23 protein-coding genes and 1 tRNA gene are annotated in these 22,856 nt (G+C 60.4%); 14 read left to right on the top strand and 10 right to left on the bottom strand.

All coding sequences use genetic code 11. The annotated features are described in order from the left end of the window. Positions 1–86 precede the first annotated feature (86 nt). Together hemH and DOCECA_RS01135 are read right to left on the bottom strand one after the other, a co-directional pair. Positions 87–1,112, bottom strand: a complete 1,026-nt coding sequence (gene hemH / locus DOCECA_RS01140) for a ferrochelatase (RefSeq protein ID WP_445571340.1) — start codon at positions 1,110–1,112, stop codon at positions 87–89. 13 nt (positions 1,113–1,125) lie between these two features. Then, positions 1,126–2,025 (bottom strand): TIGR01777 family oxidoreductase, encoded by a 900-nt coding sequence (locus DOCECA_RS01135; protein WP_420764079.1) that lies wholly within the window; start codon positions 2,023–2,025, stop codon positions 1,126–1,128. Between the two features lie 195 nt (positions 2,026–2,220). Here DOCECA_RS01135 and DOCECA_RS01130 point away from each other — a divergent pair, with 195 nt between their 5' ends. The 6 genes from DOCECA_RS01130 to DOCECA_RS01105 all read left to right on the top strand — a co-directional run bounded on the left by DOCECA_RS01130 (position 2,221) and on the right by DOCECA_RS01105 (position 7,942). Beyond that, complete coding sequence (locus DOCECA_RS01130) at positions 2,221–3,207, top strand: NAD(P)/FAD-dependent oxidoreductase (protein ID WP_434562351.1); 987 nt, start codon at positions 2,221–2,223, stop codon at positions 3,205–3,207. Between the two features lie 170 nt (positions 3,208–3,377). Further along, positions 3,378–4,340: a YbgA family protein gene (locus DOCECA_RS01125; protein ID WP_445571339.1), complete on the top strand. Its 963-nt coding sequence runs from the start codon at positions 3,378–3,380 to the stop codon at positions 4,338–4,340. Then, on the top strand, positions 4,340–5,278 hold the full coding sequence (locus DOCECA_RS01120) for a MerR family transcriptional regulator (protein ID WP_445571338.1): 939 nt from the start codon (positions 4,340–4,342) through the stop codon (positions 5,276–5,278). The genes DOCECA_RS01125 and DOCECA_RS01120 overlap by 1 nt, the downstream gene beginning before the upstream one ends. Before the next feature lie 11 nt (positions 5,279–5,289). Beyond that, complete coding sequence (phrB, locus tag DOCECA_RS01115; RefSeq protein ID WP_445571337.1) at positions 5,290–6,729, top strand: deoxyribodipyrimidine photo-lyase; 1,440 nt, start codon at positions 5,290–5,292, stop codon at positions 6,727–6,729. A 171-nt stretch (positions 6,730–6,900) separates the two neighbouring features. Further along, positions 6,901–7,608, top strand: coding sequence for an SDR family NAD(P)-dependent oxidoreductase (locus DOCECA_RS01110; RefSeq protein WP_445572141.1), 708 nt, complete (start codon positions 6,901–6,903; stop codon positions 7,606–7,608). A 28-nt stretch (positions 7,609–7,636) separates the two neighbouring features. Further along, on the top strand, positions 7,637–7,942 hold the full coding sequence (locus DOCECA_RS01105; protein ID WP_420764073.1) for a YkgJ family cysteine cluster protein: 306 nt from the start codon (positions 7,637–7,639) through the stop codon (positions 7,940–7,942). A 120-nt stretch (positions 7,943–8,062) separates the two neighbouring features. Here the strand turns inward: DOCECA_RS01105 and DOCECA_RS01100 are convergent, their stop codons facing one another. The 6 genes from DOCECA_RS01100 to hemA form a co-directional block, all read right to left on the bottom strand. Continuing rightward, positions 8,063–8,581 (bottom strand): acyloxyacyl hydrolase, encoded by a 519-nt coding sequence (locus DOCECA_RS01100; protein ID WP_445571336.1) that lies wholly within the window; start codon positions 8,579–8,581, stop codon positions 8,063–8,065. 115 nt (positions 8,582–8,696) lie between these two features. Beyond that, positions 8,697–9,488 (bottom strand): glutamate racemase, encoded by a 792-nt coding sequence (gene murI / locus DOCECA_RS01095; protein WP_445571335.1) that lies wholly within the window; start codon positions 9,486–9,488, stop codon positions 8,697–8,699. Continuing rightward, on the bottom strand, positions 9,481–10,236 hold the full coding sequence (locus DOCECA_RS01090; protein ID WP_434650019.1) for a molybdopterin-synthase adenylyltransferase MoeB: 756 nt from the start codon (positions 10,234–10,236) through the stop codon (positions 9,481–9,483). Before DOCECA_RS01090 ends, murI begins: the two co-directional genes overlap by 8 nt. After that, positions 10,230–11,060, bottom strand: a complete 831-nt coding sequence (gene prmC / locus DOCECA_RS01085; protein ID WP_434650018.1) for a peptide chain release factor N(5)-glutamine methyltransferase — start codon at positions 11,058–11,060, stop codon at positions 10,230–10,232. The genes DOCECA_RS01090 and prmC overlap by 7 nt, the downstream gene beginning before the upstream one ends. Before the next feature lie 14 nt (positions 11,061–11,074). After that, positions 11,075–12,157 carry a peptide chain release factor 1 gene (gene prfA, locus DOCECA_RS01080; protein ID WP_039592197.1) on the bottom strand — a complete coding sequence of 361 codons (1,083 nt, stop codon included), beginning with the start codon at positions 12,155–12,157 and terminating at the stop codon, positions 11,075–11,077. Then, entirely contained in the window at positions 12,154–13,443 is a 1,290-nt protein-coding gene (gene hemA, locus DOCECA_RS01075; RefSeq protein WP_039592198.1) for a glutamyl-tRNA reductase, read from the bottom strand. Before hemA ends, prfA begins: the two co-directional genes overlap by 4 nt. A 181-nt stretch (positions 13,444–13,624) precedes the next feature. Here hemA and DOCECA_RS01070 point away from each other — a divergent pair, with 181 nt between their 5' ends. The 8 genes from DOCECA_RS01070 (at position 13,625) to ychF (ending at position 20,542) form a co-directional block, all read left to right on the top strand. Next, a complete protein-coding gene (locus DOCECA_RS01070) occupies positions 13,625–15,349 on the top strand; it encodes a tetratricopeptide repeat protein (RefSeq protein WP_434650017.1) in 1,725 nt (574 codons plus the stop codon). A gap of 4 nt (positions 15,350–15,353) precedes the next feature. Continuing rightward, on the top strand, positions 15,354–15,971 hold the full coding sequence (gene lolB / locus DOCECA_RS01065; RefSeq protein WP_420764066.1) for a lipoprotein insertase outer membrane protein LolB: 618 nt from the start codon (positions 15,354–15,356) through the stop codon (positions 15,969–15,971). Between the two features lies 1 nt (position 15,972). After that, complete coding sequence (gene ispE, locus DOCECA_RS01060) at positions 15,973–16,824, top strand: 4-(cytidine 5'-diphospho)-2-C-methyl-D-erythritol kinase (RefSeq protein ID WP_445571334.1); 852 nt, start codon at positions 15,973–15,975, stop codon at positions 16,822–16,824. Between the two features lie 37 nt (positions 16,825–16,861). Continuing rightward, positions 16,862–16,936: transfer RNA gene (locus tag DOCECA_RS01055), tRNA-Gln, on the top strand. 47 nt (positions 16,937–16,983) lie between these two features. After that, positions 16,984–17,925 (top strand): ribose-phosphate pyrophosphokinase, encoded by a 942-nt coding sequence (locus DOCECA_RS01050; protein WP_003171603.1) that lies wholly within the window; start codon positions 16,984–16,986, stop codon positions 17,923–17,925. A 140-nt stretch (positions 17,926–18,065) separates the two neighbouring features. Further along, on the top strand, positions 18,066–18,668 hold the full coding sequence (locus tag DOCECA_RS01045; RefSeq protein WP_420764064.1) for a 50S ribosomal protein L25/general stress protein Ctc: 603 nt from the start codon (positions 18,066–18,068) through the stop codon (positions 18,666–18,668). Between the two features lie 166 nt (positions 18,669–18,834). Beyond that, on the top strand, positions 18,835–19,419 hold the full coding sequence (pth, locus tag DOCECA_RS01040; protein ID WP_003185374.1) for an aminoacyl-tRNA hydrolase: 585 nt from the start codon (positions 18,835–18,837) through the stop codon (positions 19,417–19,419). Between the two features lie 22 nt (positions 19,420–19,441). Next, positions 19,442–20,542, top strand: coding sequence for a redox-regulated ATPase YchF (gene ychF, locus DOCECA_RS01035; RefSeq protein WP_420764062.1), 1,101 nt, complete (start codon positions 19,442–19,444; stop codon positions 20,540–20,542). Positions 20,543–20,596: 54 nt separating this feature from the next. Here ychF and DOCECA_RS01030 read toward each other — a convergent pair whose 3' ends face one another. Both DOCECA_RS01030 and DOCECA_RS01025 read right to left on the bottom strand, forming a co-directional pair. Beyond that, complete coding sequence (locus DOCECA_RS01030; RefSeq protein WP_445571333.1) at positions 20,597–22,672, bottom strand: calcium-binding protein; 2,076 nt, start codon at positions 22,670–22,672, stop codon at positions 20,597–20,599. A gap of 3 nt (positions 22,673–22,675) precedes the next feature. Continuing rightward, the gene (locus DOCECA_RS01025) at positions 22,676–22,831 is read right to left on the bottom strand and encodes a hypothetical protein (protein WP_420764060.1); all 156 of its coding nucleotides are present in this window, start codon (positions 22,829–22,831) and stop codon (positions 22,676–22,678) included. Positions 22,832–22,856: the final 25 nt, after the last annotated feature.

The following is a 22,856-nucleotide window of genomic DNA, read 5'->3' as shown; positions in this document are numbered from 1 at the left end:
CAGGAGATCTGTTGTGAACACAAATTTTGTGACCACTCGAGATCTACTGTGGGAGCGAGCCAGCTCGCGAAGGAGCCGCAGAATTTTTATAGCGCTAGAGGCGCCCGTTCGCAGAGGGTACTCAAGGCCTGCGCCCAGCGCGGATCGTCATTGAGACATGGCACCAGTACCAACTCCTCGCCTCCCGCCTCGCGGAACTGCTCTCGGCCGCGATCACCGATTTCCTCGAGCGTCTCGATGCAATCGGCCACGAACGCCGGGCACATCACCAGGACTTTTTTCACGCCGCTCTTGGCCAGTTCCTCCAGACGCGCTTCGGTGTAGGGTTCGATCCACTTGGCACGGCCCAATCGCGACTGGAACGACACCGACCATTTACCCTGCGTCAGGCCCATGCGCTGGGCGAACAATTCGGCGGTACGAATGCACTGGGCGCGGTAACAGGTCGCCATGACTTCAGGCGGCGCGTTCTTGCAGCAGTCGGCATCCCTGAAGCAGTGGTAACCCGTGGGGTCGAGCTTGGTCAGGTGCCGCTCGGGCAAGCCATGGAAACTCAACAACAGATGATCATGGTCCTGCATCAGGTACGGCTTGGCGGTGGCAACCAGCGCATCGAGGTATTCCGGTTGATCGTAGAAAGGCTGGAGAATCGAGAATTTCACGTCGAGCTTCTTCTCGCGCACAACCCGCTTGGCTTCTTCGATGACTGTGGTGACAGTGCTGTCGGCAAATTGCGGATACAACGGGGCGAGGGTGATGCTCTTGTGGCCCTGGCTCGCCAGGCGCACCAAGGTGGACTCCAGCGACGGCTCGCCGTAACGCATCGCCAACTCTACGGGCCCCTGCGTCCATTGGGCGGTCATCGCCTGTTGCAAGCGGCGGCTGAGCACTACCAGAGGTGAGCCCTCTTCCCACCAGATCGACGCGTAGGCGTGGGCAGACTGTTCGGGGCGCTTGATCAGGATCAGCGACACCAGCAACCGCCGGACCGGCCATGGCAGGTCGATCACGTACGGGTCCATCAGGAATTGATTGAGGTAGCGGCGCACATCGGCCACCGAGGTGGAGGCAGGCGAACCCAGATTCACCAGAAGCAACGCGTGATCGGTCATGCAACGTCCTATTTCAAAGGCGACCCGATAAATCTTCCAGGGCCGCGGGCAAATCAGTGAACTGGAATGAAAAACCCGCCGCCTGCAATCGGGCCGGCGTGGCGCGCTGGCCGCCCAGCAACAGCAATGACAATTCCCCCAACGCGACTTTCAGCGCAAGCTCCGGCATCGGCACCACGGCCGGGCGATGCAACACGTGCCCCAGGGCCTTGGCAAAATCGCGGTTGCGCACCGGGTTCGGCGCGCAGGCATTATAAGGACCGCTGGCATCACTGCGGTGCAGAAGAAAATCAATCAGAGCGATTTGATCGTCGATATGTATCCATGGCATCCACTGTCTCCCGTTGCCGATACGCCCGCCCAGCGCCAGTTTGAAGGGCAGCAGCAACCGCGACAAAAAGCCGCCCTCGGCGGACAGGACCAGGCCGGTTCGAACCAGGACCACGCGCAGGCCCAAGGCCTCGGCCCGCTGCGCCGTTTCCTCCCAAGCGATGCACAGCTGGCTGGCGAAGTCCTCGCTGACCGGCCCTGATTCTTCGGTCAGCTCCCGCTCGCCACCGTCGCCATACCAGCCCACGGCGGATCCGGAAATCAGCACCTGCGGTTTCTGCTCGCACCGTTCCAGCCATGCAAGCAAAGCCTCGGTCAACGTGATGCGGCTGCTCCACAGCAAGATCTTGCGCTTGTGGCTCCAGGGCCGATCAGCGATGGGCGCGCCGGCGAGGTTGACCACCGCGTCCACCGGCTCGCCAATTTCATCGAGCGCGGCGATGCCGCGCACCTGCGCCCCGCAGATTTTCGCCACCTGCTCGGGTCGACGACTCCATACCGTCAAGCGATGGCCTTGCTCCAACCAGTGCTGGCAGAGCTGACGTCCGATCAAACCAGTACCGCCGGTCAGCAATATGTGCATGAGGTGTTCCTCGCATCGCGTTTTACCCGGCCCATTAGTCTATTTTTATAGGTAGAGATTTTTCACATCGGCCAAGGTCTGTTTCTAACAATAGGACAACCTGCCAAAACGCGAACGGTAAAACTTATACCAAAAACCAAAATTGTACAGGATTAAACGACGGCGTAGTCTGTACAGAAAGTAAACGAGGCCCTCATGACTGTACCTATCGCAATCATCGGCACCGGCATCGCCGGACTCTCCGCCGCCCAGGCCCTGACGGAGGCCGGGCATGTCATCCAACTTTTCGATAAAAGCCACGGTAGCGGCGGACGCATGTCGAGCAAGCGCAGCGACGCTGGCGCGCTGGACATGGGCGCCCAGTATTTCACTGCCCGGGACCGGCGCTTCGTCACGGAGGTGCAGCGCTGGCAAGCCAACGGCTGGGCAGCGGAATGGAACCCGCAGCTCTATCACTTCCAGGACGGGCAGATGAGCCCTTCACCGGACGAACAGACCCGTTGGGTCGGCACCCCGCGCATGAGCGCGATTACCCGTGCCCTGCTCGGCGACCTGCCCGTGCAGTTCTCCTGCCGCATCACCGAAGTGTTTCGCGGCCAGGAGCACTGGCATCTGCAGGACGCTGAAGGGTTCACCCATGGCCCGTTCGGCCAGGTGGTCATCGCCACGCCCGCGCCCCAGGCGACCGCATTACTGGCCGCGGTGCCGAAACTGGCTGGCGTGGCCGCCGGGGTAAAAATGGACCCGACCTGGGCGGTGGCGCTGGCCTTCGAACAGCCTTTGGATACGCCCATGGAAGGCTGCTTCGTACAGGATAGCCCTCTCGACTGGCTGGCACGCAACCGCAGCAAGCCAGGCCGCGATAGCAAGCTCGACACCTGGGTGCTGCACGCCACCAGCGACTGGAGCCGCCAGCACATCGACATGTCCAAGGAAGCGGTCATCGAACACCTGCACGGTGCCTTCGCCGAACTGCTGCACAGCGCGATGCCCGCCCCGAGCTTCAGCGTGGCCCACCGCTGGCTGTACGCCCGCCCCGCCAGCAGTCACGAATGGGGCGCGCTGGCCGATGCCGACCTGGGGTTGTACGTATGCGGAGATTGGTGCCTGTCCGGCCGGGTCGAAGGGGCTTGGCTCAGCGGCCAGGACGCCGCGCGCCGGTTGCACGCCAGCCTCCAATAAATCGCCCTTGCCTCCCTCGCTGCTGTCGCAACAGACAGCAGCCCATCTGCGCCATCCGTGGCATCGCCCGTTCATTCCATTGCCGGTTGACTTGTGTCCATTCAGACCTATGATTAAAAATATTGTACAGCGAAGTAAATATGTACAAGATTTTATCCCAGAGGTAGCTCATGCCCAGCGAAGCGAACGCCAAACCCAAGATTGCTATCAGCGCATGCCTGATGGGCGCCGAAGTTCGCTTCAATGGCGGGCACAAGCAATCCCAGCTATGCAGCCGCACGCTTAATGACTTTTTCGATTTCGTCCCGGTTTGCCCTGAGGTCGCCATAGGCTTGGGCATTCCCCGGGAACCGATTCGGCTGGTGGGCAAACTCGAGCAACCCCACGCGGTCGGCACCGTGAACCGCGATCTCGACGTCACCCAACCACTGGACGATTACGGTCGGCAAATGGCCGAGGAACTAAACGACATTTGCGGCTACATCTTCATGCAGAAGTCGCCGTCGTGCGGGCTGGAACGGGTCAAGGTCTACGATCACAACAGCGTGCCCCAGGACGGCGGCGGGCGTGGTATCTACGCGCAGGCCTTTTGTGCGCGCCATCCGGACCTGCCGGTGGAAGAAGACGGTCGCCTCAACGACCCGGTATTGCGTGAGAACTTCCTCACGCGTGTGTTCGTCTACGCCGCTTGGCAACCGCTGCGCCGTCGCGACCTGACCCGGCGTGATCTCATCGAATTCCACTCGCGCTACAAATACTTGCTGATGGCTCACGATCCGGTGCAATACAAGGCCCTCGGCAACCTGTTGGGCAACATGGGCACGTCGGATCCCAATGAGTTGGGCCCGCGTTATTTCAGTGCCCTGATGACGGCCTTGAAGAAATGCGCCACCCGCCGAACCCACGCCAACGTACTTCAACATTTGAGCGGCTATCTCAAACGCGCCATCGGCGCCGATGACAAGCGGGAAGTGCAGCACCTCATCCAGCAATATCGCCTCGGCATCGTGCCCTTGGTGGTGCCGCTGACGTTACTCAAGCATCACCTGCGCCAGCATCCCGATCCATATCTCGCGCAACAGGCGTACCTGCAACCCCACCCGGAAAATCTCAGCCTGCGAAACGCCATCTGATGAACGACGAACCCGACTCCAGCGCCAGCGAAGACCTCGGCGCTGATTTTGCCACAGCGCTGGCGCAGGGCTGGCTGCCCATACGCGAAGTGTCCCGGCGGACCGGCGTCAACGCCGTCACGCTGCGTGCCTGGGAGCGCCGCTATGGCTTGATCGTGCCGCACCGCACCCCCAAGGGCCATCGCTTGTTCAGCGCTGAACATGTGCAACGGATCCAGAGCATCCTCACTTGGATCAATCGCGGCGTGGCCGTGAGCAAGGTCAAGCCGTTGCTCGACACTCCGCAGCCGCCCGACGAGCCATTGGAAGATGATTGGCAGTGCCAGCGCCACGCCCTTGCCCTGGCGGTGATGCAACTGGCCGAGCGGCAAGTCGATCATCTGGTCAACCAGGCGATGGCGCTTTACCCGCCCAGTACTGTTTGCGAACAGTTGCTGCTGCCCTTGCTCGACGAATTGCAGACACGTTGGCAAGGGCAATTCGGCGCGCAGTTGGAGCAGGTGTTCTTTTATTCCTGGCTGCGCAGCAAGTTCGGCAGCCGGGTCTATCACAACAACCGTCAGGTGCATGGCGCGCCGTTGCTGATGGTCAGTCATTCTCTATCGTCCCAGGAACCGCACCTGTGGTTAACGGCCTGGCTCGCCAGCAGCGCCGATTGCCCCGTGGAGGTCTTCGATGCGCCTTTGCCGGCGGGAGAGTTGGCGCTGGCGGTCGAACGGCTCAAGGCCCGCGCCGTGTTGCTGTATTCAAGCAATGCCTTGAACCTTTCCCAATTGCCTAGGCAACTGAATGCCGTCGACTGCCCGATCATCATCGCCGGCCCGGCCGTGTCCATTCATCTCGCCAGGCTATCCACCGACGTCTCGATGCCCCACGTCAGTTGGGCCGAAAACCCGCTCTGCGCTCACGCCGAACTGAATCGTCGGGCGCTTCTTTAAAGAGTATGTCCATGCAATTGATCTGGCTGCGCAGCGATTTGCGCGTGCACGACAACACCGCGCTTGCCACCGCTGCCGCCCGAGGCCCCTGCGTGGCGGTATATCTGCCAAGCCCGGGGCAATGGCGCGCCCACGATGATGCGCCTTGCAAAGTCGACTTCTGGTTGCGCAACCTGGCGTCGCTGAGCACGGCGTTGGAACGACTGAACATCCCGCTGCTGATCCGCCAAACGCCCCAATGGGACCAGGCGCCAGAAGTATTGGCGACACTGTGCCGGGAGCTGAACATCGACGCCGTGCACGTCAACGAAGAATACGGCCTGAACGAAACCCGACGCGACACCGAAGTCGCTCGTGCGCTGGCTGGAGAGGGTGTCGAGTTTCATAGCCACCTCGACCAGCTTTTGTTCAAGCCCGGCAGCGTGCTGACCAAGACCGGCAACTATTTCCAGGTATTCAGCCAGTTTCGCAAGGTGTGCTACCAACGCTTGCATTTCTCACTACCGAGCGTGGTGCCCACGCCTGCCCGGCAAGCGTCCACCGCCATAGCCAGTGATCCCGTGCCGACGTGCGTCGAAGGTTTCGAGCCACCCAGCGAAACGCTGCGAACCCTGTGGCCGGCCGGTGAGAGCGAAGCCCGGCGGCGGCTGGATGGGTTTGTCGAGCAGCACATCGACGACTACCTGACTGAGCGGGACTTCCCGGCCAGGCCTGGCACCAGCCAGCTTTCGGCCTACCTGGTGGCCGGCGTGGTATCCCCGCGCCAATGCCTGCACGCGGCACTGCACGCCAACCAGGGTGAATTCGAAAGTGGAAATGCAGGAACAGTGACCTGGATCAATGAATTGCTCTGGCGGGAGTTTTACAAACACATATTGGTGGGCTATCCACGCGTGTCCCGACACCGCGCGTTTCGCCCGGAGACCGAGGCCTTGGCCTGGCGCCAAGCGCCGGATGAACTGGCGGCGTGGCAACAGGCGCGCACCGGCTTGCCGATCATCGATGCGGCCATGCGCCAGCTGCTGGAGACGGGCTGGATGCACAACCGGTTGCGGATGGTGGTGGCCATGTTCCTGACCAAGAATCTGCTGATCGACTGGCGCGAAGGCGAACGTTTTTTCATGCGCCATCTGATCGACGGCGACCTGGCGGCCAACAATGGCGGCTGGCAATGGAGCGCTTCCACCGGGACGGACTCGGCGCCCTGGTTCCGCATCTTCAATCCACTGAGCCAATCGGAGAAATTTGATCGCGAGGGACTATTTATCAAGCGTTGGCTGCCTGAATTGAACAATTTGGATAACCAACGTGTCCACCGTCCTGATGCCCAGCGCGAACTGTTTGACGCAACGGATTATCCGTCACCGATCGTTGATCTGGCGCAATCAAGAATGCGGGCTTTGGCGGCCTTCAAGCGGTTGCCGTCTCGCCAGGACATGAAATCAAGCTGAAGCGCGATTATCAGACATGAAATTGGGCAGATCGGGAATTCACATCGCGCTGGACCTTATATAGTCTTACTAACTTAGGGTTTCTGCATAGGACGCAGGCCTCGATATGACACCCAGGATAGGAGAACAGGATTGGGACGGAGGTATTGGCTAACCGGTGCGGCTGATGGCGTGGGTGCCTCGCTGGCTGAAGCATTGCTTCAGACCGGGGCGCAGTTGGCTATCGGCTCGTCTAAAATGTCCAACCTCCTTTCCCAGCGCTTTCCCGACCAAGTCTTGGCGGTCCCGGCCAAATTGACCAACAGCCAGATCGCTCGAGAGGTCGGCCAATTGATTTCCCAGCAATGGGGCGCGTTGGACACGGTGATCATCAATGCCGGAACGGCCGAATACGTTGAAGGCCAACCGGCTGACCATACGCTGGTCGAACGCATCATCCGCAGCAATCTGTTGGTTGCAAGTTTTTGCATTGACGTGGCGCTGCCGTTATTGCGCCTGGGGGGCACGCCTCACCTGGTAGGCATTACCAGCCCCGTCACGTACCTGGCGCCCTCCCACGCGCCAGGCGACGGCACTACGCTGCGCCAGGTGTTTGAATCGGTTCGTGGCGCCCCGTCCAGCAAAGGCATCGACGTAACGCTGGTTATCCCAGGATTCGACGACCCGGCGATGGGTTTCGACGGTAGCCTTCCCATCCCGACCCGATGGTCGGCCCCAGCGACGGCGAACTACATCTTGGCGCAGTTGAACGAACGCCCCCACGAAACGCCCCTACCCGCCGCCTCCATGAAGACCCTCTGGCCGTTACCCTCCCCGGCCAACAATTTTCCCGCGGACACCCAGCCCGCTGGCGAATCCCCGATCAAGGGACAACCCTGATCGACCCGGTTGCCTTACACTGCGCGCCATGAAAACCATCCCCCTCGTTGAACTGCCTGCGCCGGTCGTCACGTGCTCGACATGCGCGGCGTGCTGCTGCCAGCTGGAAGTGATGTTGATCACCGATACTGGCGTTCCGGAACGTTTCATCGACACCGACGATTGGGGTGGGGAGGTCATGCTGAGGCTCGATGACGGCTGGTGCGCGGCGCTGGATCGAGACAGCATGATGTGCACGATCTACGAAAAGCGCCCGCTGATCTGCAGAGAATTCGAGATGGGCGCGCCGGAGTGCCTGGAAGAACGCCAGGGCATTGCGACGGCGTATCGATAAAGAATGGTCTGACGCACTGGATCCCTGTGGAGCGAGCTTGCTCGCGATAGCGGTGGACCAGGCGAGTGCAGGCGCTGGTCACCGCTATCGCGAGCAAGCTCGCTGACACGGTTTTTGCTGTTACAGCGGCATCGTGTAGTGCAGCGCGTAACTTTCTACCCCGTCGTTGTCCGACGAGATGCCGGCGTTGGAATAGTGAGTGGCACGAATGCCCACTTCGTGTCCGCCATTGAAGCGCAGGCCGAAACCGACACGGTCTTCGAACTGGAACGACGTACCGAGCTTGTTGGTTTCGATCTCGGTATTGTCAAAAAACGCGACGCCGATCCCCGCCTCGATGTAGGGCTTCACGTTCTGACCCGCAAATTCGTACACAAACACCGGCGAGAACGACAGGCTATGGTTATTGGAGGTCTTGTCCCCTTCCCAGTAAGTGTAGGCACCGCTCCAATAACCGGTCAGCCGACCCACGTCACTCTGCAGCCAGCTCTTGTCCCAATCGAACTGCATGCCCAGGCGATAGGTCATGGTCGAGTCGCCGGTCTGGCCGACCCCGAACTCCACGCCTGCCGCCTGTGCGGTGTAAGTGTGCCCCAGCAACGCAGCCGCAAGCGCGGCAAAGCAGAATAAACGCTTCATTAGAAACATCCTTTTCCGACAGCTTTAGTTAGTTTTTTCTTACAAACAGACAGAGCTATAGAAATCCGCGCCAAAACAGAAGTTCAGCACGATTTACATAATTTTCACGTTTTTTTTACAGGACGAAGCTTCGCACAATGCCGGAAGAATTCCATAGCATCGGTAGGATTTTTCTTAAATGTGACGGATCGGCACTGCTCCAGAATTGCGTTTCGCCAGCAGGCCCCTCGGCAGCTATTGCCCGCTCGCTCAGTAAGCGCTGGAGTTGGCGAGCGACGGCAGCGCCAGTGTCGATCAGGCTGACATCCTCCGGAACCATCTCTTTGAGCAGTGGTTTGAGGAATGGATAGTGCGTGCAACCCAGGATCACCGTGTCGCAACCAGCCGCCAGCAACGGGGCAACGTACCCCTGCAGCAACTGGCGCAAGGCCGGGCTGTGCAAGTCGCCAGCCTCGATCAGTTCGACCAATCCGGGACAGGGCTGCGTGACCACTCGCACGTCCGTGGCGAAGCGGTCGAGCAATGCGGCAAATTTGGCGCTCTGCAACGTGCCTGTGGTGGCGAGCACACCGACGATGCCGCTTCGAGTCGCCGCAGCGGCCGGCTTGACCGCCGGTTCCATGCCGACAATGGGCCAGTCCGGATAATCACGACGCAGGTCAGCCACTCCGGCGACGGTTGCCGTATTGCAGGCCACCACCAGCGCCTTGGCTCCCTGGCGTTGAAAAAAATCGGCAATGATCGCGCACCGCCGACGGATGAATTCCGGGCTTTTTTCTCCGTAGGGAATATGCCCGCAATCGGCTACGTACAGCAGCGACTCATGGGGCAGCAATCGGCGAATTTCCCCCAGCACCGACAGCCCGCCGACCCCTGAATCGAACACCCCGACCGGCGCCTCACTCATGTCGGGTACCGCAAACGCCGCACTCCGGATCACGCTTGACCCGCAATTCGCGAAATCGCGTGCCCAGCGCATCGATCAACAGCAGGCGCCCCATTAGCGGCTCACCAAAGCCGGCCAACAGTTTCAGGGCCTCAAGCGCCTGGAGACTGCCCACCAACCCCACGAGCGGCCCAAGAACGCCGGCCTCGCTGCAGGTCAGCTCGGCTTCGCTGCCGTGCCCGTAGAGGCAGTGGTAACAAGGGCTTTCGGGGCGGCGCGGGTCGAATACCGACAGTTGGCCCTCCAGGCGGATGGCCGCGCCGCTGATCAAGGGCTTGCCCGCGGCGACGCAGGCTGCGTTCACCGCTTCGCGGGTGGAAAAGTTGTCGGAGCAGTCCAGCACGACGTCGACCGCCGCCACCGCGTCAGCCAGGCTGCCGTCGTCCATGGCCGTTGGATGGGGGACCAGTCGGACTTCAGGGTTGATGGCGGTGAGGCGGCGCATCGCCGAATCGACCTTGGTCAACCCGACGCTATCAGTGTCGTGGATGATCTGTCGCTGCAGGTTGGTCAGGTCGACCGTGTCGAAGTCGGCCAGGTGCAACTCGCCGACACCGGCTGCGGCCAGGTACAACGCCACTGGCGCGCCCAGGCCACCGAGACCGACAATCAATGCGCGGCTCTGCTTGAGGCGCAGTTGCCCATCGATGTCGACGTGTTGCAACAGGATCTGTCGACTGTAGCGCAGCAGCTCTTGATCGTTCAGCACGGCAGGCGTCCCAGACTGATGCGTTCGTGATCACCGAGGTCCTTGCGGCTATGGACCTGGGCAAAACCTTGTTCTTGCAGCAGCCCCCGCACCGCGTCGGCCTGGTCATAACCATGCTCGAGCATCAGCCAGCCGCCTGCCTCGAGGTGATCGGGGGCCTGCTGGACAATCACGCGCAAATCGTCGAGCCCGTCCGGCCCCGCCACCAGCGCACTGGCCGGCTCGAAACGCACGTCGCCCTCGGCCAGATGCGGATCGCTGGCGGCTATATAGGGCGGGTTACTGATGATCAGCCCGAAACGTTCGCCTTCCAGCGCACTGAACCAGTGGCTGCTCAGGATTGCGACGTTACGCAGGCCCAGGCGCTGGCGATTGCGTTCGGCCAACGCCACAGCCTCCAGCACACGATCGACCGCCGTCACGCTCCAGGCCGGACGCTCGCTGGCCAATGCCAAGGCAATCGCGCCGCTGCCGGTGCCCAGGTCGAGGACCCGGGCCGGCGTGGCTGTCAGCAGCTCCAACGCAGCTTCAACCAGCAACTCGGTGTCGGGACGCGGGATCAATGTGTGGGGCGCGACTTCCAGGTCCAGTTTCCAGAAACCCTGCTGCCCGAGGATATAGGCCACCGGCTCGCCGGAGCGACGACGGCGTAGATATTCGGAAAACACCAGCGCGGCCTCGCTCGGCACGATCCGCTCGGGCCAGGTGTGCAGGAAGCTGCGGGACTTGCCCAGGGCAGCGGCCAGCAACAACTCCGCATCCAAGCGTGACGTGGGGGAATCCGGCAATTCGGCGGCGCGAAGCAAACTGGCGATGATGGTCATTGGGTCACCCGTGCTTACTCGCCAATCGCGGCCAGTTGGTCGGCCTGGTATTCGGCGAGCAAAGGCTCGATGACGGCGTCGACACCACCGGCCAGGATCTCGTCGAGGGAGTACAAGGTCAGGTTGACCCGGTGATCGGTCACCCGGCCCTGGGCAAAGTTGTAGGTACGGATGCGCTCGGAACGGTCGCCCGACCCCACCAGCAGTTTGCGCTCGCTGGCGATGGCGTTGGCGGCGGCGCTGGTCTGCTGGTCGTTGAGCTTGGCCGAAAGCCAGGCCATCGCCCGTGCCCGGTTCTTGTGCTGGGAGCGTTCTTCCTGGCACTCGACGACAATGCCCGAGGGCAAGTGAGTGATGCGGATCGCCGAATCGGTCTTGTTGACGTGCTGGCCACCAGCCCCCGAAGAACGGTAGGTGTCGATCCGCAGGTCCGCCGGGTTGATCTCGATGGCTTCCTGCTCGTCCGGCTCGGGCAACACCGCGACGGTGCAGGCCGATGTATGGATGCGGCCCTGGGATTCGGTGGCCGGCACCCGTTGTACGCGGTGGGCGCCGGATTCGAACTTCAACTTCCCGTAGACGTTGTCGCCCTCGACCCGGGCGATGACTTCTTTATAGCCACCGTGTTCGCCTTCGTTCTCCGACAGGATCTCCACCCGCCAGCCGCGACGCTCGGCATAACGCGAATACATGCGAAACAGGTCGCCGGAAAAGATCGCGGCTTCGTCGCCGCCCGTGCCGGCGCGGATTTCGAGAAAGACGTTTCGTCCGTCATTCGGGTCCTTTGGCAGCAACATGCGTTGTAGATTGCTTTCCAGCTCGACCAATTGCTCCTTGGCTTCGCGCACTTCCTCCACGGCCATTTCGCGCATGTCCGGGTCGCTGTCCTTGAGCAGCGCCTGGGCGCCCTCAAGGTCGCCCTGCACTTTGAGCAGTTGCTTATAGGTGGCGACAATCGGCTCGACTTCCGCGTACTCCTTGGAATAGGTGCGGAATTTATTCTGGTCGGAAATGACTTCGCCGTCGCCCAGCAAGGCGGTCAGTTCCTCGAAACGGTCCTGGAGAATGTCCAGCTTATTGAGCAGTGACGCTTTCATTGCGATTTTTTATCCGAAAAGCTATCCGGTGAAGCCTCACCGAGGGCGAAAAGTTCCTGGGCCATGGCCAGCGCATCGAGGCGGCCCTCGGCCGTCAGCTTCTTGAGCTGGACGCTTGGGGCATGGAGCAATTTGTTGGTCAGGCCGCGCGCCAGTTGCACCAACACCTCTTCGGCGCTGCCGCCGTTGGCCAGCAGGCGCTGGGCCTTTTGCAATTCTTCGTCGCGCAGGCGCTCGCTTTGCTGACGATACGCCTTGAGCACGTCCACCGCCGCCAGCTCGCGCAGGCGCACCATGAAATCCTCGGCGCCAACGGTGATCATTTCCTCGGCGGCCTGCGCCGCGCCTTGCCGGCTCTTCAGGTTCTCGGCTACGACTTCGTGCAGGTCATCGACACTGTAGAGGTATACGTCATCCAGTTCGCCGACTTCGGGCTCGATGTCGCGGGGCACGGCAATGTCGACCATGAAGATCGGCTTGTGCTTGCGCAGTTTCAAGGCGCTTTCCACCGCGCCCTTGCCCAGAATCGGCAACTGGCTGGCGGTGGAACTGATGACAATGTCGCTGTGCACCAGTTCGGCGGGAATATCCGACAGCAGCACCGCATGCGCACCGAATTGCTCGGCCAGGGTACTGGCGCGCTCAAGGGTGCGGTTGGCGACCACGATGCGCTTCACCCCCAGGTCATGCAGATGGCGGGCGACCAGGGTGATGGTCTCGCCAGCACCGATCAGCAGCGCCTGGCTGCGTTGCAAATCGCTGAATATCTGCTTCGCCAGGCTGACAGCGGCAAACGCCACGGACACAGGGTTTTCGCCAATGGCGGTGTCGGTGCGCACTTGCTTGGCGGCGTTGAAAGTGGCCTGGAACAGACGCCCCAGCAGCGGCCCGACGGTGCCGGCCTCGCGCGCCACGGCATAGGCCGACTTCATCTGGCCGAGAATCTGCGGTTCGCCGAGCACCAGCGAATCGAGCCCCGAAGCGACACGCATCATGTGACGAACGGCCGCATCGTCCTCATGTACATAGGCACTGGCGCGCAGCTCTTCCAGACTCAGGTCATGGTATTCGGCCAGCCAGCGCAGCACCGAATCGGCCGAGACGTGATCCTGTTCTATATAAAGCTCACTGCGATTACAGGTGGAGAGGATCGCAGCTTCGCGGCTGTCGGTGAGTCGGCAGAGCTGCTGCAGGGCCTCAACCAGCTGCTCAGGCGTAAAGGCCACGCGCTCGCGGACATCTACTGAAGCAGTCTTGTGGTTAATACCAAGTGCAAGGAAGGCCATTCAAGGTCGCTGATGGTGACGTGAAGCCGGCAATTGTCCTACTTCGCCAGATTGAGAACAACCACCACCGACTATTGTCACAATTACCTGTGCCTATAAGGCATCCGCCGAGACTCGGTTATGTTTGACCGATGGCTTGTGTCATGATGATCCGACCGCAGGTAAGTCGTCCTCTTCCTATATGAATAGATCTTTTGCGTTGCTCCTCGCTTTTGCCTTTCTCGGCGGCTGCCAGTCCATGGCCCCCGTTTCGACGGACGGTACGCCACCGGTCGAAGGCAGCACTCCGGCTCCCGAAAAGCCCAAGGTGTACGGCTCGTTCAGCGAAGAAACTGTCTTCAGCCTGCTGAGTGCCGAGCTGGCAGGCCAGCGCAATCGTTTCGACATTGCCCTGGATAACTACGTCACCCAGGCCATCAACACTCAGGATCCGGGCATTTCCGAGCGGGCGTTCCGCATTGCCGAATACCTGGGGGCCGACCAGGCCGCGCTGGATACGGCGCTGATCTGGGCCAAAAACGCCCCGGACGACCTCGAAGCGCAACGCGCCGCCGCCGTGCAACTGGCGCGCGCCGGGCGTTACGACGATTCCATGGTGTACATGGAAAAAGTCTTGCTGGGCAAGGGCGATACCCATTTCGATTTCCTTGCGCTGTCCGCCGCCGATACCGACCAAGAGACCCGCGACGGCTTGAAGAAGAGTTTCGATCGCCTGCTGGAACGCCACCCGAACAACGGCCAGTTGATTTTCGGCAAGGCCTTGCTGCTGCAGCAGGACGGCGACTCCCAAGGCGCCCTCACCTTATTGGAAGACAACCCGCCGGAAGCGGGCGAAGTGGCGCCTATCCTGTTGCGTGCACGCTTGCTGCAAGGCATGAATCGCGGCGACGAAGCGCTGCCGCTGATGGAAAAAAGCATCAAGAAGTACCCGGACGACAAACGCCTTCGCCTCACCTACGCCCGCATGCTGGTGGAAAACAACCGCATGGACGACGCCAAGGTCGAGTTTTCCAGCCTGGTGCAGCAATACCCCGAAGACGACGATTTGCGTTATTCCCTGGCGCTGGTCTGCCTGGAGGCCAAGGCGTGGGAAGAAGCCAAGGGTTACCTGGAAGACCTGATAGCCCGGGAAAGCCACGTCGACTCGGCCCACCTGAACCTGGGCCGCATCGCCGAGGAGCGCAACGATCCCGAGAGCGCGCTGATCGAGTACGCCCAGGTCGGCCCGGGCAATGACTACCTCCCAGCGCAGCTGCGCCAGGCTGACATCCTGATCGGCAACGGCCGGACGGCCGAGGCCCAGAGTCGCCTGGCCGTTCAGCGCGACACCCAGCCGGACTATGGCATCCAGCTCTACCTGATCGAGGCCGAAACCCTGTCGGCCAACAAGCAGGGCGATAAAGCCTGGGCTGTTCTGCAACAAGCGTTGAAGCAATACCCGGACGATCTGAACCTGCTGTACACCCGCGCCATGCTCGCGGAAAAACGCAACGATCTGGCCCAAATGGAAAAAGACCTGCGGCTGATCATCCAGCGCGACCCCGACAACGCGATGGCCCTCAACGCCCTCGGCTACACGCTATCGGATCGGACCACCCGCTACGATGAAGCCAAGGTGCTGATCGAGCAGGCCCACCGGATCAATCCGGAAGACCCGGCCGTACTCGACAGCCTCGGTTGGGTGAATTTCCGCCTGGGCAACCTCGACGAAGCCGAACGCCTGTTGCGCCAGGCCCTGGAGCGCTTCCCCGACCAGGAAGTCGCCGCGCACCTGGGTGAAGTACTGTGGGCCAACGGCAAACAACGCGAAGCCAGGCAGATCTGGGACAAGTTCCTCAAGGAACAACCGGACAGCCCGATTCTGCGCGGCACCATCAAACGCCTGACCGGATCAGAGACCCTCTAAGATTATGTTTGTGCGCCACTTCATTATTTTCAGTTTCATCGCCCTGCTCGCCGGTTGCGCGGGCTTCGGCGCCCGAGAATCCGTCCAGGGCCATGGCGACCCGGCCCAGTGGCGCGAGCATAAAGAACAGCTCAGCGGCCTCGACGGCTGGCAGATCGACGGCAAGATCGGCATTCGTGCGCCCAAGGACTCTGGCAGCGGTACCTTGTTCTGGTTGCAGCGCCAGGATTACTACGACATTCGACTTTCGGGCCCCCTGGGGCGCGGTGCGGCGCGGCTGACCGGCCGGCCGGGGCAGGTTTCGCTGGAAGTCGCCAACCAGGGACGCTACGAGGCTCCGAGCCCCGAAGCACTGCTGGAAGAACAGCTGGGCTGGAAACTGCCGGTTTCCCACCTCACCTGGTGGGTTCGCGGCCTCCCGGCACCGGACAGCAAGAGCCGTCTGACCCTGGACGCCGACAGCCGCCTGTCGAACCTGGAGCAGGATGACTGGCAGATCGAATACCTGAGCTATGCCGAGCAGAACGGCTACTGGTTGCCGGAGCGCATCAAGCTGCACGGCAGCAACCTGGACGTCACGCTGGTCATCAAGCAATGGCAGCCGCGCAAGCTGGGGCAATGACATGACCGCTGCACGCCTGACGCTGCCCTCCCCGGCCAAGCTCAACCTGATGCTGCACATCCTCGGTCGTCGCCCGGATGGCTATCACGAGCTGCAAACGATTTTCCAGTTCCTGGATTATGGCGACGAGATCACTTTTGCCGTGCGCGATGACGGCGTGATCCGTTTGCACGCCGAATTCAACGGTGTTCCCCACGACAGCAACCTGATCGTCAAGGCGGCGAAGAAGCTTCAGGAGCAATCCGGCTGTTCGCTGGGCATCGACATCTGGATCGAAAAAATCCTGCCCATGGGCGGAGGAATCGGTGGCGGCAGTTCGAATGCGGCCACGACGCTGCTAGGCCTCAATCATCTCTGGCAGTTGGGCTGGGACATGGATCGCCTCGCGGCGCTGGGCCTTTCGCTGGGTGCCGACGTACCGGTTTTCGTGCGTGGCCACGCGGCTTTCGCCGAGGGCGTCGGGGAAAAACTCACACCGGTAGAGCCCGAGGAACCTTGGTACTTGGTGCTGGTGCCGCAAGTCTCTGTAAGTACAGCAGAAATTTTTTCAGATCCACTGTTGACACGTAACTCTCCTCCCATTAAAGTGCGCCCCGTTCCCAAGGGAAACAGTCGAAATGACTGCTTACCGGTGGTAGCAAGGCGTTATCCAGATGTTCGTAACGCATTGAATTTGTTAGGTAAATTTACCGAAGCAAAACTCACCGGAACTGGAAGTTGTGTGTTTGGGGGCTTCCCAAGCAAAGCTGAAGCTGATAAAGTCTCGGCCCTTCTTACAGAGACCCTTACAGGGTTTGTAGCAAAAGGAAGCAACGTTTCGATGTTGCATCGCAAGCTGCAAAGTCTGCTCTAAAAGGAATCGAGTGCTGGGCACTCGCAGCAACAGATACAGGGGCGTCGCCAAGCGGTAAGGCAGCAGGTTTTGATCCTGCCATGCGTTGGTTCGAATCCAGCCGCCCCTGCCATTTTCCTATACTCATCCAGGTATACCCTCAGCCTTCAGGTACTGCGCGTGTCCAAGATGATGGTCTTTACGGGGAACGCTAACCCCGATCTGGCTCGGCGTGTCGTACGTCAGCTGCATATCCCTCTCGGTGACATCTCTGTCGGTAAGTTCTCCGACGGCGAAATCACTGCCGAGATCAATGAAAACGTTCGCGGTAAAGACGTCTTCATTATTCAGCCGACTTGCGCTCCGACCAACGATAACCTGATGGAACTCGTCGTGATGGCTGATGCCTTCCGCCGTTCCTCGGCTACTCGTATTACTGCTGTTATTCCTTACTTTGGTTATGCCCGCCAGGATCGCCGTCCGCGTTCCGCACGCGTGGCCATCAGCGCGAAAGTCGTTGCCGATATGCTGACCGTGGTCGGCATCGATCGTGTACTGACGGTCGATCTGCATGCTGACCAGATCCAGGGCTTCTTCGATATTCCCGTGGACAACATCTACGGCTCCCCCGTCCTGGTGGATGACATCGAGGATCAGCGCTTCGAAAACCTCATGATCGTGTCCCCGGACATTGGCGGCGTCGTGCGTGCACGGGCCGTAGCCAAATCCTTGGGCGTTGATCTGGGTATCATCGACAAACGCCGCGAGAAGGCCAATCACTCCGAAGTGATGCACATCATCGGCGATGTCGAAGGGCGCACCTGTATCCTGGTCGACGACATGGTCGATACCGCCGGCACCCTGTGCCACGCGGCCAAGGCCTTGAAGGAGCATGGCGCTGCCAAGGTCTTCGCCTACTGCACGCACCCTGTGCTGTCGGGTCGGGCGATCGAAAACATTGAAAATTCCGTGCTGGACGAGTTGGTGGTGACAAACACCATCCCGCTGTCCGCTGCAGCACAAGCCTGTGCGCGTATCCGTCAGTTGGATATCGCACCGGTGGTTGCCGAGGCGGTTCGCCGCATCAGCAATGAAGAATCGATCAGTGCGATGTTCCGCTAAGGGCCCTGCCCTTTCCCGGATATCTCGTTGACGAAAAGCGCCCCGCCCCAACACTCATGTTGGGGCGGGGCTTTTTTGCCCATACCGCTTTGGCGTCGGTCGCAGACGTCATTCGGATATGGCTATTTTGGAGAAACAACATGACCGATTTCATTCTGAACGCCCAAGCGCGTACCGACCTGGGGAAAGGTGCGAGCCGCCGCCTGCGTCGTCTCGCCAGCCAGGTTCCTGCCGTTGTATACGGTGGTGACAAGGCCCCTGAATCCATCACCATGCTGGCCAAAGAAGTGGCCAAGCTGTTCGAAGACGAGGCTGCTTTCAGCCACGTGATCGAACTGAACGTTGATGGCAAGAAGCAAAACGTCATCGTTAAAGCGATGCAGCGTCACCCGGCCAAGCAGTTCATCATGCACGCTGACTTCATCCGCGTCGTGGCTGGCCAGAAACTGACCGCTACCGTTCCAGTGCACTTCATCAACGAAGCTGCTCCGATCAAGAAAGGCGGCGAAATCTCGCACGTGACTTCCGAGCTGGAAGTTTCCTGCCTGCCGAAGGACCTGCCTGAATTCATCGAAGTCGACCTGGCTGACGCCGAGATTGGCACGATCGTTCACCTGTCCGACCTCAAGGCTCCTAAAGGCGTTGAGTTTGTTGCCCTGGCACACGGTGATGACAAGGCTGTTGCCAACGTCCACGCTCCACGTGTTGCTCCAGAAGCGACTGAAGAAGGCGCAGCAGAGTAATTACACTCTGTCGCCGGAGTGACCGGAAACATCGCGGACTGGAACGTAGCGAGACAACGGGCAAGAACGCGAAGTTTACTTAACGGTAGATCCGCAATTTTCGTTCGTTGTCGCCACACCGTCTGACCGCGACATGTTAACCACCACTCCAGGAAGGGCCCCTATCGTGACTGCCATCAAACTGATCGTTGGCCTGGGAAATCCAGGCGCCGAATACGAACAGACCCGGCATAACGCAGGGGCCCTTTTTGTTGAGCGCATCGCGCACGCCCAAGGCGTCAGCCTGGCCGCCGATCGCAAATATTTTGGCCTGACCGGGCGTTTTTCACACCAGGGTCAGGATGTTCGCCTGTTGATTCCCACCACCTATATGAACCGCAGCGGCCAGGCCGTGGCGGCGTTGGCCGGTTTCTTTCGCATCAAGCCTGAAGAAATCCTGGTGGCCCACGACGAACTCGACCTGCCTCCGGGCGTTGCCAAGCTCAAGCAGGGCGGCGGCCATGGCGGTCACAACGGGTTGCGCGACATCATTGCGCAACTGGGCAATCAAAATACCTTTCACCGCCTGCGGCTCGGCATCGGCCACCCGGGCGTTGCCAGTATGGTTTCAAATTTTGTCCTGGGTCGCGCGCCTCGCGCCGAACAGGAAAAACTCGATGCCAGCATCGACTTTGCCCTCGGCGTGCTGCCGGATATCCTCGCCGGTGAATGGAACCGCGCGATGAAAAACCTGCACAGCCAGAAGGCCTGACACTTATCCGAGGGGAAACACCATGGGATTCAATTGCGGCATCGTCGGCCTGCCTAACGTCGGCAAGTCCACCCTGTTCAACGCCCTGACCAAATCCGGTATCGCGGCCGAGAACTTCCCCTTCTGCACCATCGAGCCGAACAGCGGCATCGTGCCGATGCCCGATCCGCGCCTGGACGCACTGGCGGCCATCGTCAATCCCAAGCGCATCCTGCCGACCACCATGGAGTTCGTCGACATCGCAGGCCTGGTGGCCGGTGCTTCGAAGGGTGAAGGCCTGGGCAACAAGTTCCTGGCCAACATCCGCGAAACCGATGCCATCGCCCACGTGGTGCGCTGCTTCGAAGACGAGAACGTGATCCACGTTTCCAACAGCGTCGACCCGAAACGCGACATCGAGATCATCGACCTGGAACTGATCTTCGCCGACCTCGACAGTTGCGAGAAACAACTTCAGAAGGTTGCCCGCAACGCCAAGGGTGGCGACAAGGATGCAGTCGTCCAGAAAGGCCTGTTGGAGCGATTGATCGCTCACTTCACCGAGGGCAAGCCCGCGCGTAGCCTGATGAAGGACATGAGCACCGACGAGAAGCTGGTGATCAAGGGCTTCCACCTGCTGACCACCAAGCCGGTCATGTATATCGCCAACGTCGCCGAAGACGGTTTCGAGAACAACCCGCATCTGGACGTGGTCCGTGCCATCGCCGAGGAAGAAGGTGCCATGGTCGTTCCGGTCTGCAACAAGATCGAAGCGGAAATCGCCGAACTGGACGATGGCGAAGAGAAGGACATGTTCCTCGAGGCCCTGGGCCTGGAAGAGCCTGGCCTGAACCGGGTGATCCGCGCTGGCTACGAAATGCTCAACCTGCAGACCTACTTCACCGCCGGTGTCGAAGAAGTCCGCGCCTGGACCGTTCGCGTGGGCGCCACCGCCCCGCAAGCCGCTGGCGTCATCCATACCGACTTCGAAAAGGGCTTCATCCGCGCCGAAGTCATCGCCTACGCCGACTTCATCCAGTACAAGGGCGAAGCTGGCGCGAAGGAAGCCGGTAAGTGGCGTCTGGAAGGCAAGGAATACATCGTCAAGGACGGCGACGTGATGCACTTCCGCTTCAACGTCTGAAATGAAAAAAACACCGCGTGGCAGTGACTGTCACGCGGTGTTTTTTTATGGGCGTCAACTTAACAAATGCCATTGATCGACGTCTGGCGCCACCCCGATCAGGCCTAGTTGGGCGTCGGGAGCCGCTGTGGGAGCAAAGACCATGTTGTCTTCGCCGAGGCTTTCCCGCCAGTCCCCGGCCAGCGCAACCTGGAACGAATGGCCTTGCGCGTCCGCTTGCGCATCCTTCAGGTAAGTGCGGTCCAATGCCTCGTTGTAGACCAACTTCAGCGTAGTGCCCGTACCCTCTCCGAAGCCGGTATAGCCCAGTGCCGACACATCGATCTTGTCGTCAACCGTAAAGCCTTCGATAAGGTCGGCAAAGCTTTGGTTGTCGGTACGGTAGCTGTCCTCGATGGAGAGATAGCGGAACACGTCGGCGTTTTCCCGATTGTCCGTCCACAACGAAATGTCGGCTCTGTCCCCACCGTTGAGACGATCGGCGCCCGCGCCGCCGATGATGACATCCGCTCCGGCGCCGCCGTTGATACGGTCATTGCCGTTCAGGCCATGGATGATTTCCGACAAGGCAGAACCGGTAATCGTATCGTTGGTAGATTCCCCTTCAAGAGTGGGCGCTGTGAACACAAGATTCGTGTTGTTCAATTGCCCGACCAGATTGCCATCCAAGGTCAGTTCAAAACGTTGCCCGGTAGCATCGGCGTCGAAGCTCTTGAGGTAGGTGCGGGTGCCGTCCGCGCTGGCCTGGATGGCCAAGGTACCGTCATGACCATCGCCAATACCGGTGAAGCCCAGGCCGATCAGGTCAATGCGGTCCTCGGAGACATCGAAGTCCTGGATTCGGTCGCTGCTGTTCAGCGTGGCGGTGCGGAAGCTGTCGCCCAGTTCGGTAAAACGGAAGATGTCCGAGCCTGAGCCACCTTGCAACACATCACGCCCGCCGTCGCCGTGGAGCACATCATCGCCCGCCAGGCCGTGGATGATTTCGGCGGCATCGGTGCCCCGCAAGATTTCCTCGCCGGCGTACCCCTCCATATGGAGCTTGCCGTCCTGGCTGCCAAAGCTTGAGTCCAGGCTACCGTCGGCGTTCAAGCGGATGACATTGAAATCTCCGTTGTTCGTGCCGGCAGCCAAAATCCTGCCATCGGCTTGCACCGTCAAAGCCACCGGCGTGTCGGCCTCGAAGGTCACCGAGCCATTGCTGCCGAAACTACTGTCGAACGACCCGTCAGCGTTGAGCCGCGCCACGGTAGCCAGGCGATCGCCCTCGCCATGCCCCATCACGATGATCTTTCCATCAGCCTGCACGGTGACCACCGAGTCTTCGCCAAACCCCATGGCAGCGCTCAAATGCAGGACGCCGTCGTCACCGAAACGGGTATCCAACTGACCGTCGGCGTTGAAACGCTGCAAGGCGAACGTCGGATCGCCCATGCCGGCGGCATTGTAGGCAGCCCCGACCACGACACTTCCATCTGCCAACACCGCAGTGGAGATCCCTCCGTTGAAAAACGGGTCTTCGTAAATGTCGACGGTGAGCACGCCGTTGTGACCAAAGCCGTCGAACAAGCTGCCGTCATTGCCAGCCTTGGTCACGGTAGCCTGGTCAAACCCGCGGGCACTGACCTGAAAGGTGCCGTCCATATTGGCCGTCAGGTCGATATCCTTGAAATCATGGTTGATGTCGACCGTCATGACACCGTTCTGACCAAAGCCGACATCACGCGTCCCGTCACTGTTGTAGCGCTCCACCTGTATGCCGGTGTTCAGCGCCACAGCGACGAGCACCTTGCCATCGGCCTGCACCGCCGTTAACTCATAGCGGGACGCTGGGGCTGTCGTGGTCGGTATCGTATCGACGCCACCTTCATGAAAGCGGGTGTCCAGGCTGCCATCCGCATTCAGGCGGATAACGGAATGGTTCTGCTCGTAGCCGTAGCTTTCCTCACCTGGCGCCCCGGGGTAGCCCCATGCCAGGTACTCGGTATAGCCGCCAATCAGTATCTTGCCGTCCGGCTGGATAATGATGCTCTGGGCATCATCTAGCTGGCCGGTGAGGTCGACCTGGACAGTGCCGGGGCCGGTTCTTACGGTATGGGAATTCAGGTTCGGGTTATCGACGGTTGCCATGGTTTAGTCCCTTAAAAGAAATGCCAGTTTCGTCACCTGGTAGAGCGACAACGCTTTGCACGCTGCCTCGGTCATAACCATGACCGGTGGCTTCTTGTTGGAGCCAATTGACTGGAACAGGCTCTTTGCGTCGGAAACACCAAAGAGCGGCAAGTTCATTCATGGCTCAGGGACAACGATAAAC

It is taken from the genome of Pseudomonas sp. E102, assembly GCF_052660185.1.
This window is presented reverse-complemented; position numbering and strand designations above follow the sequence as displayed.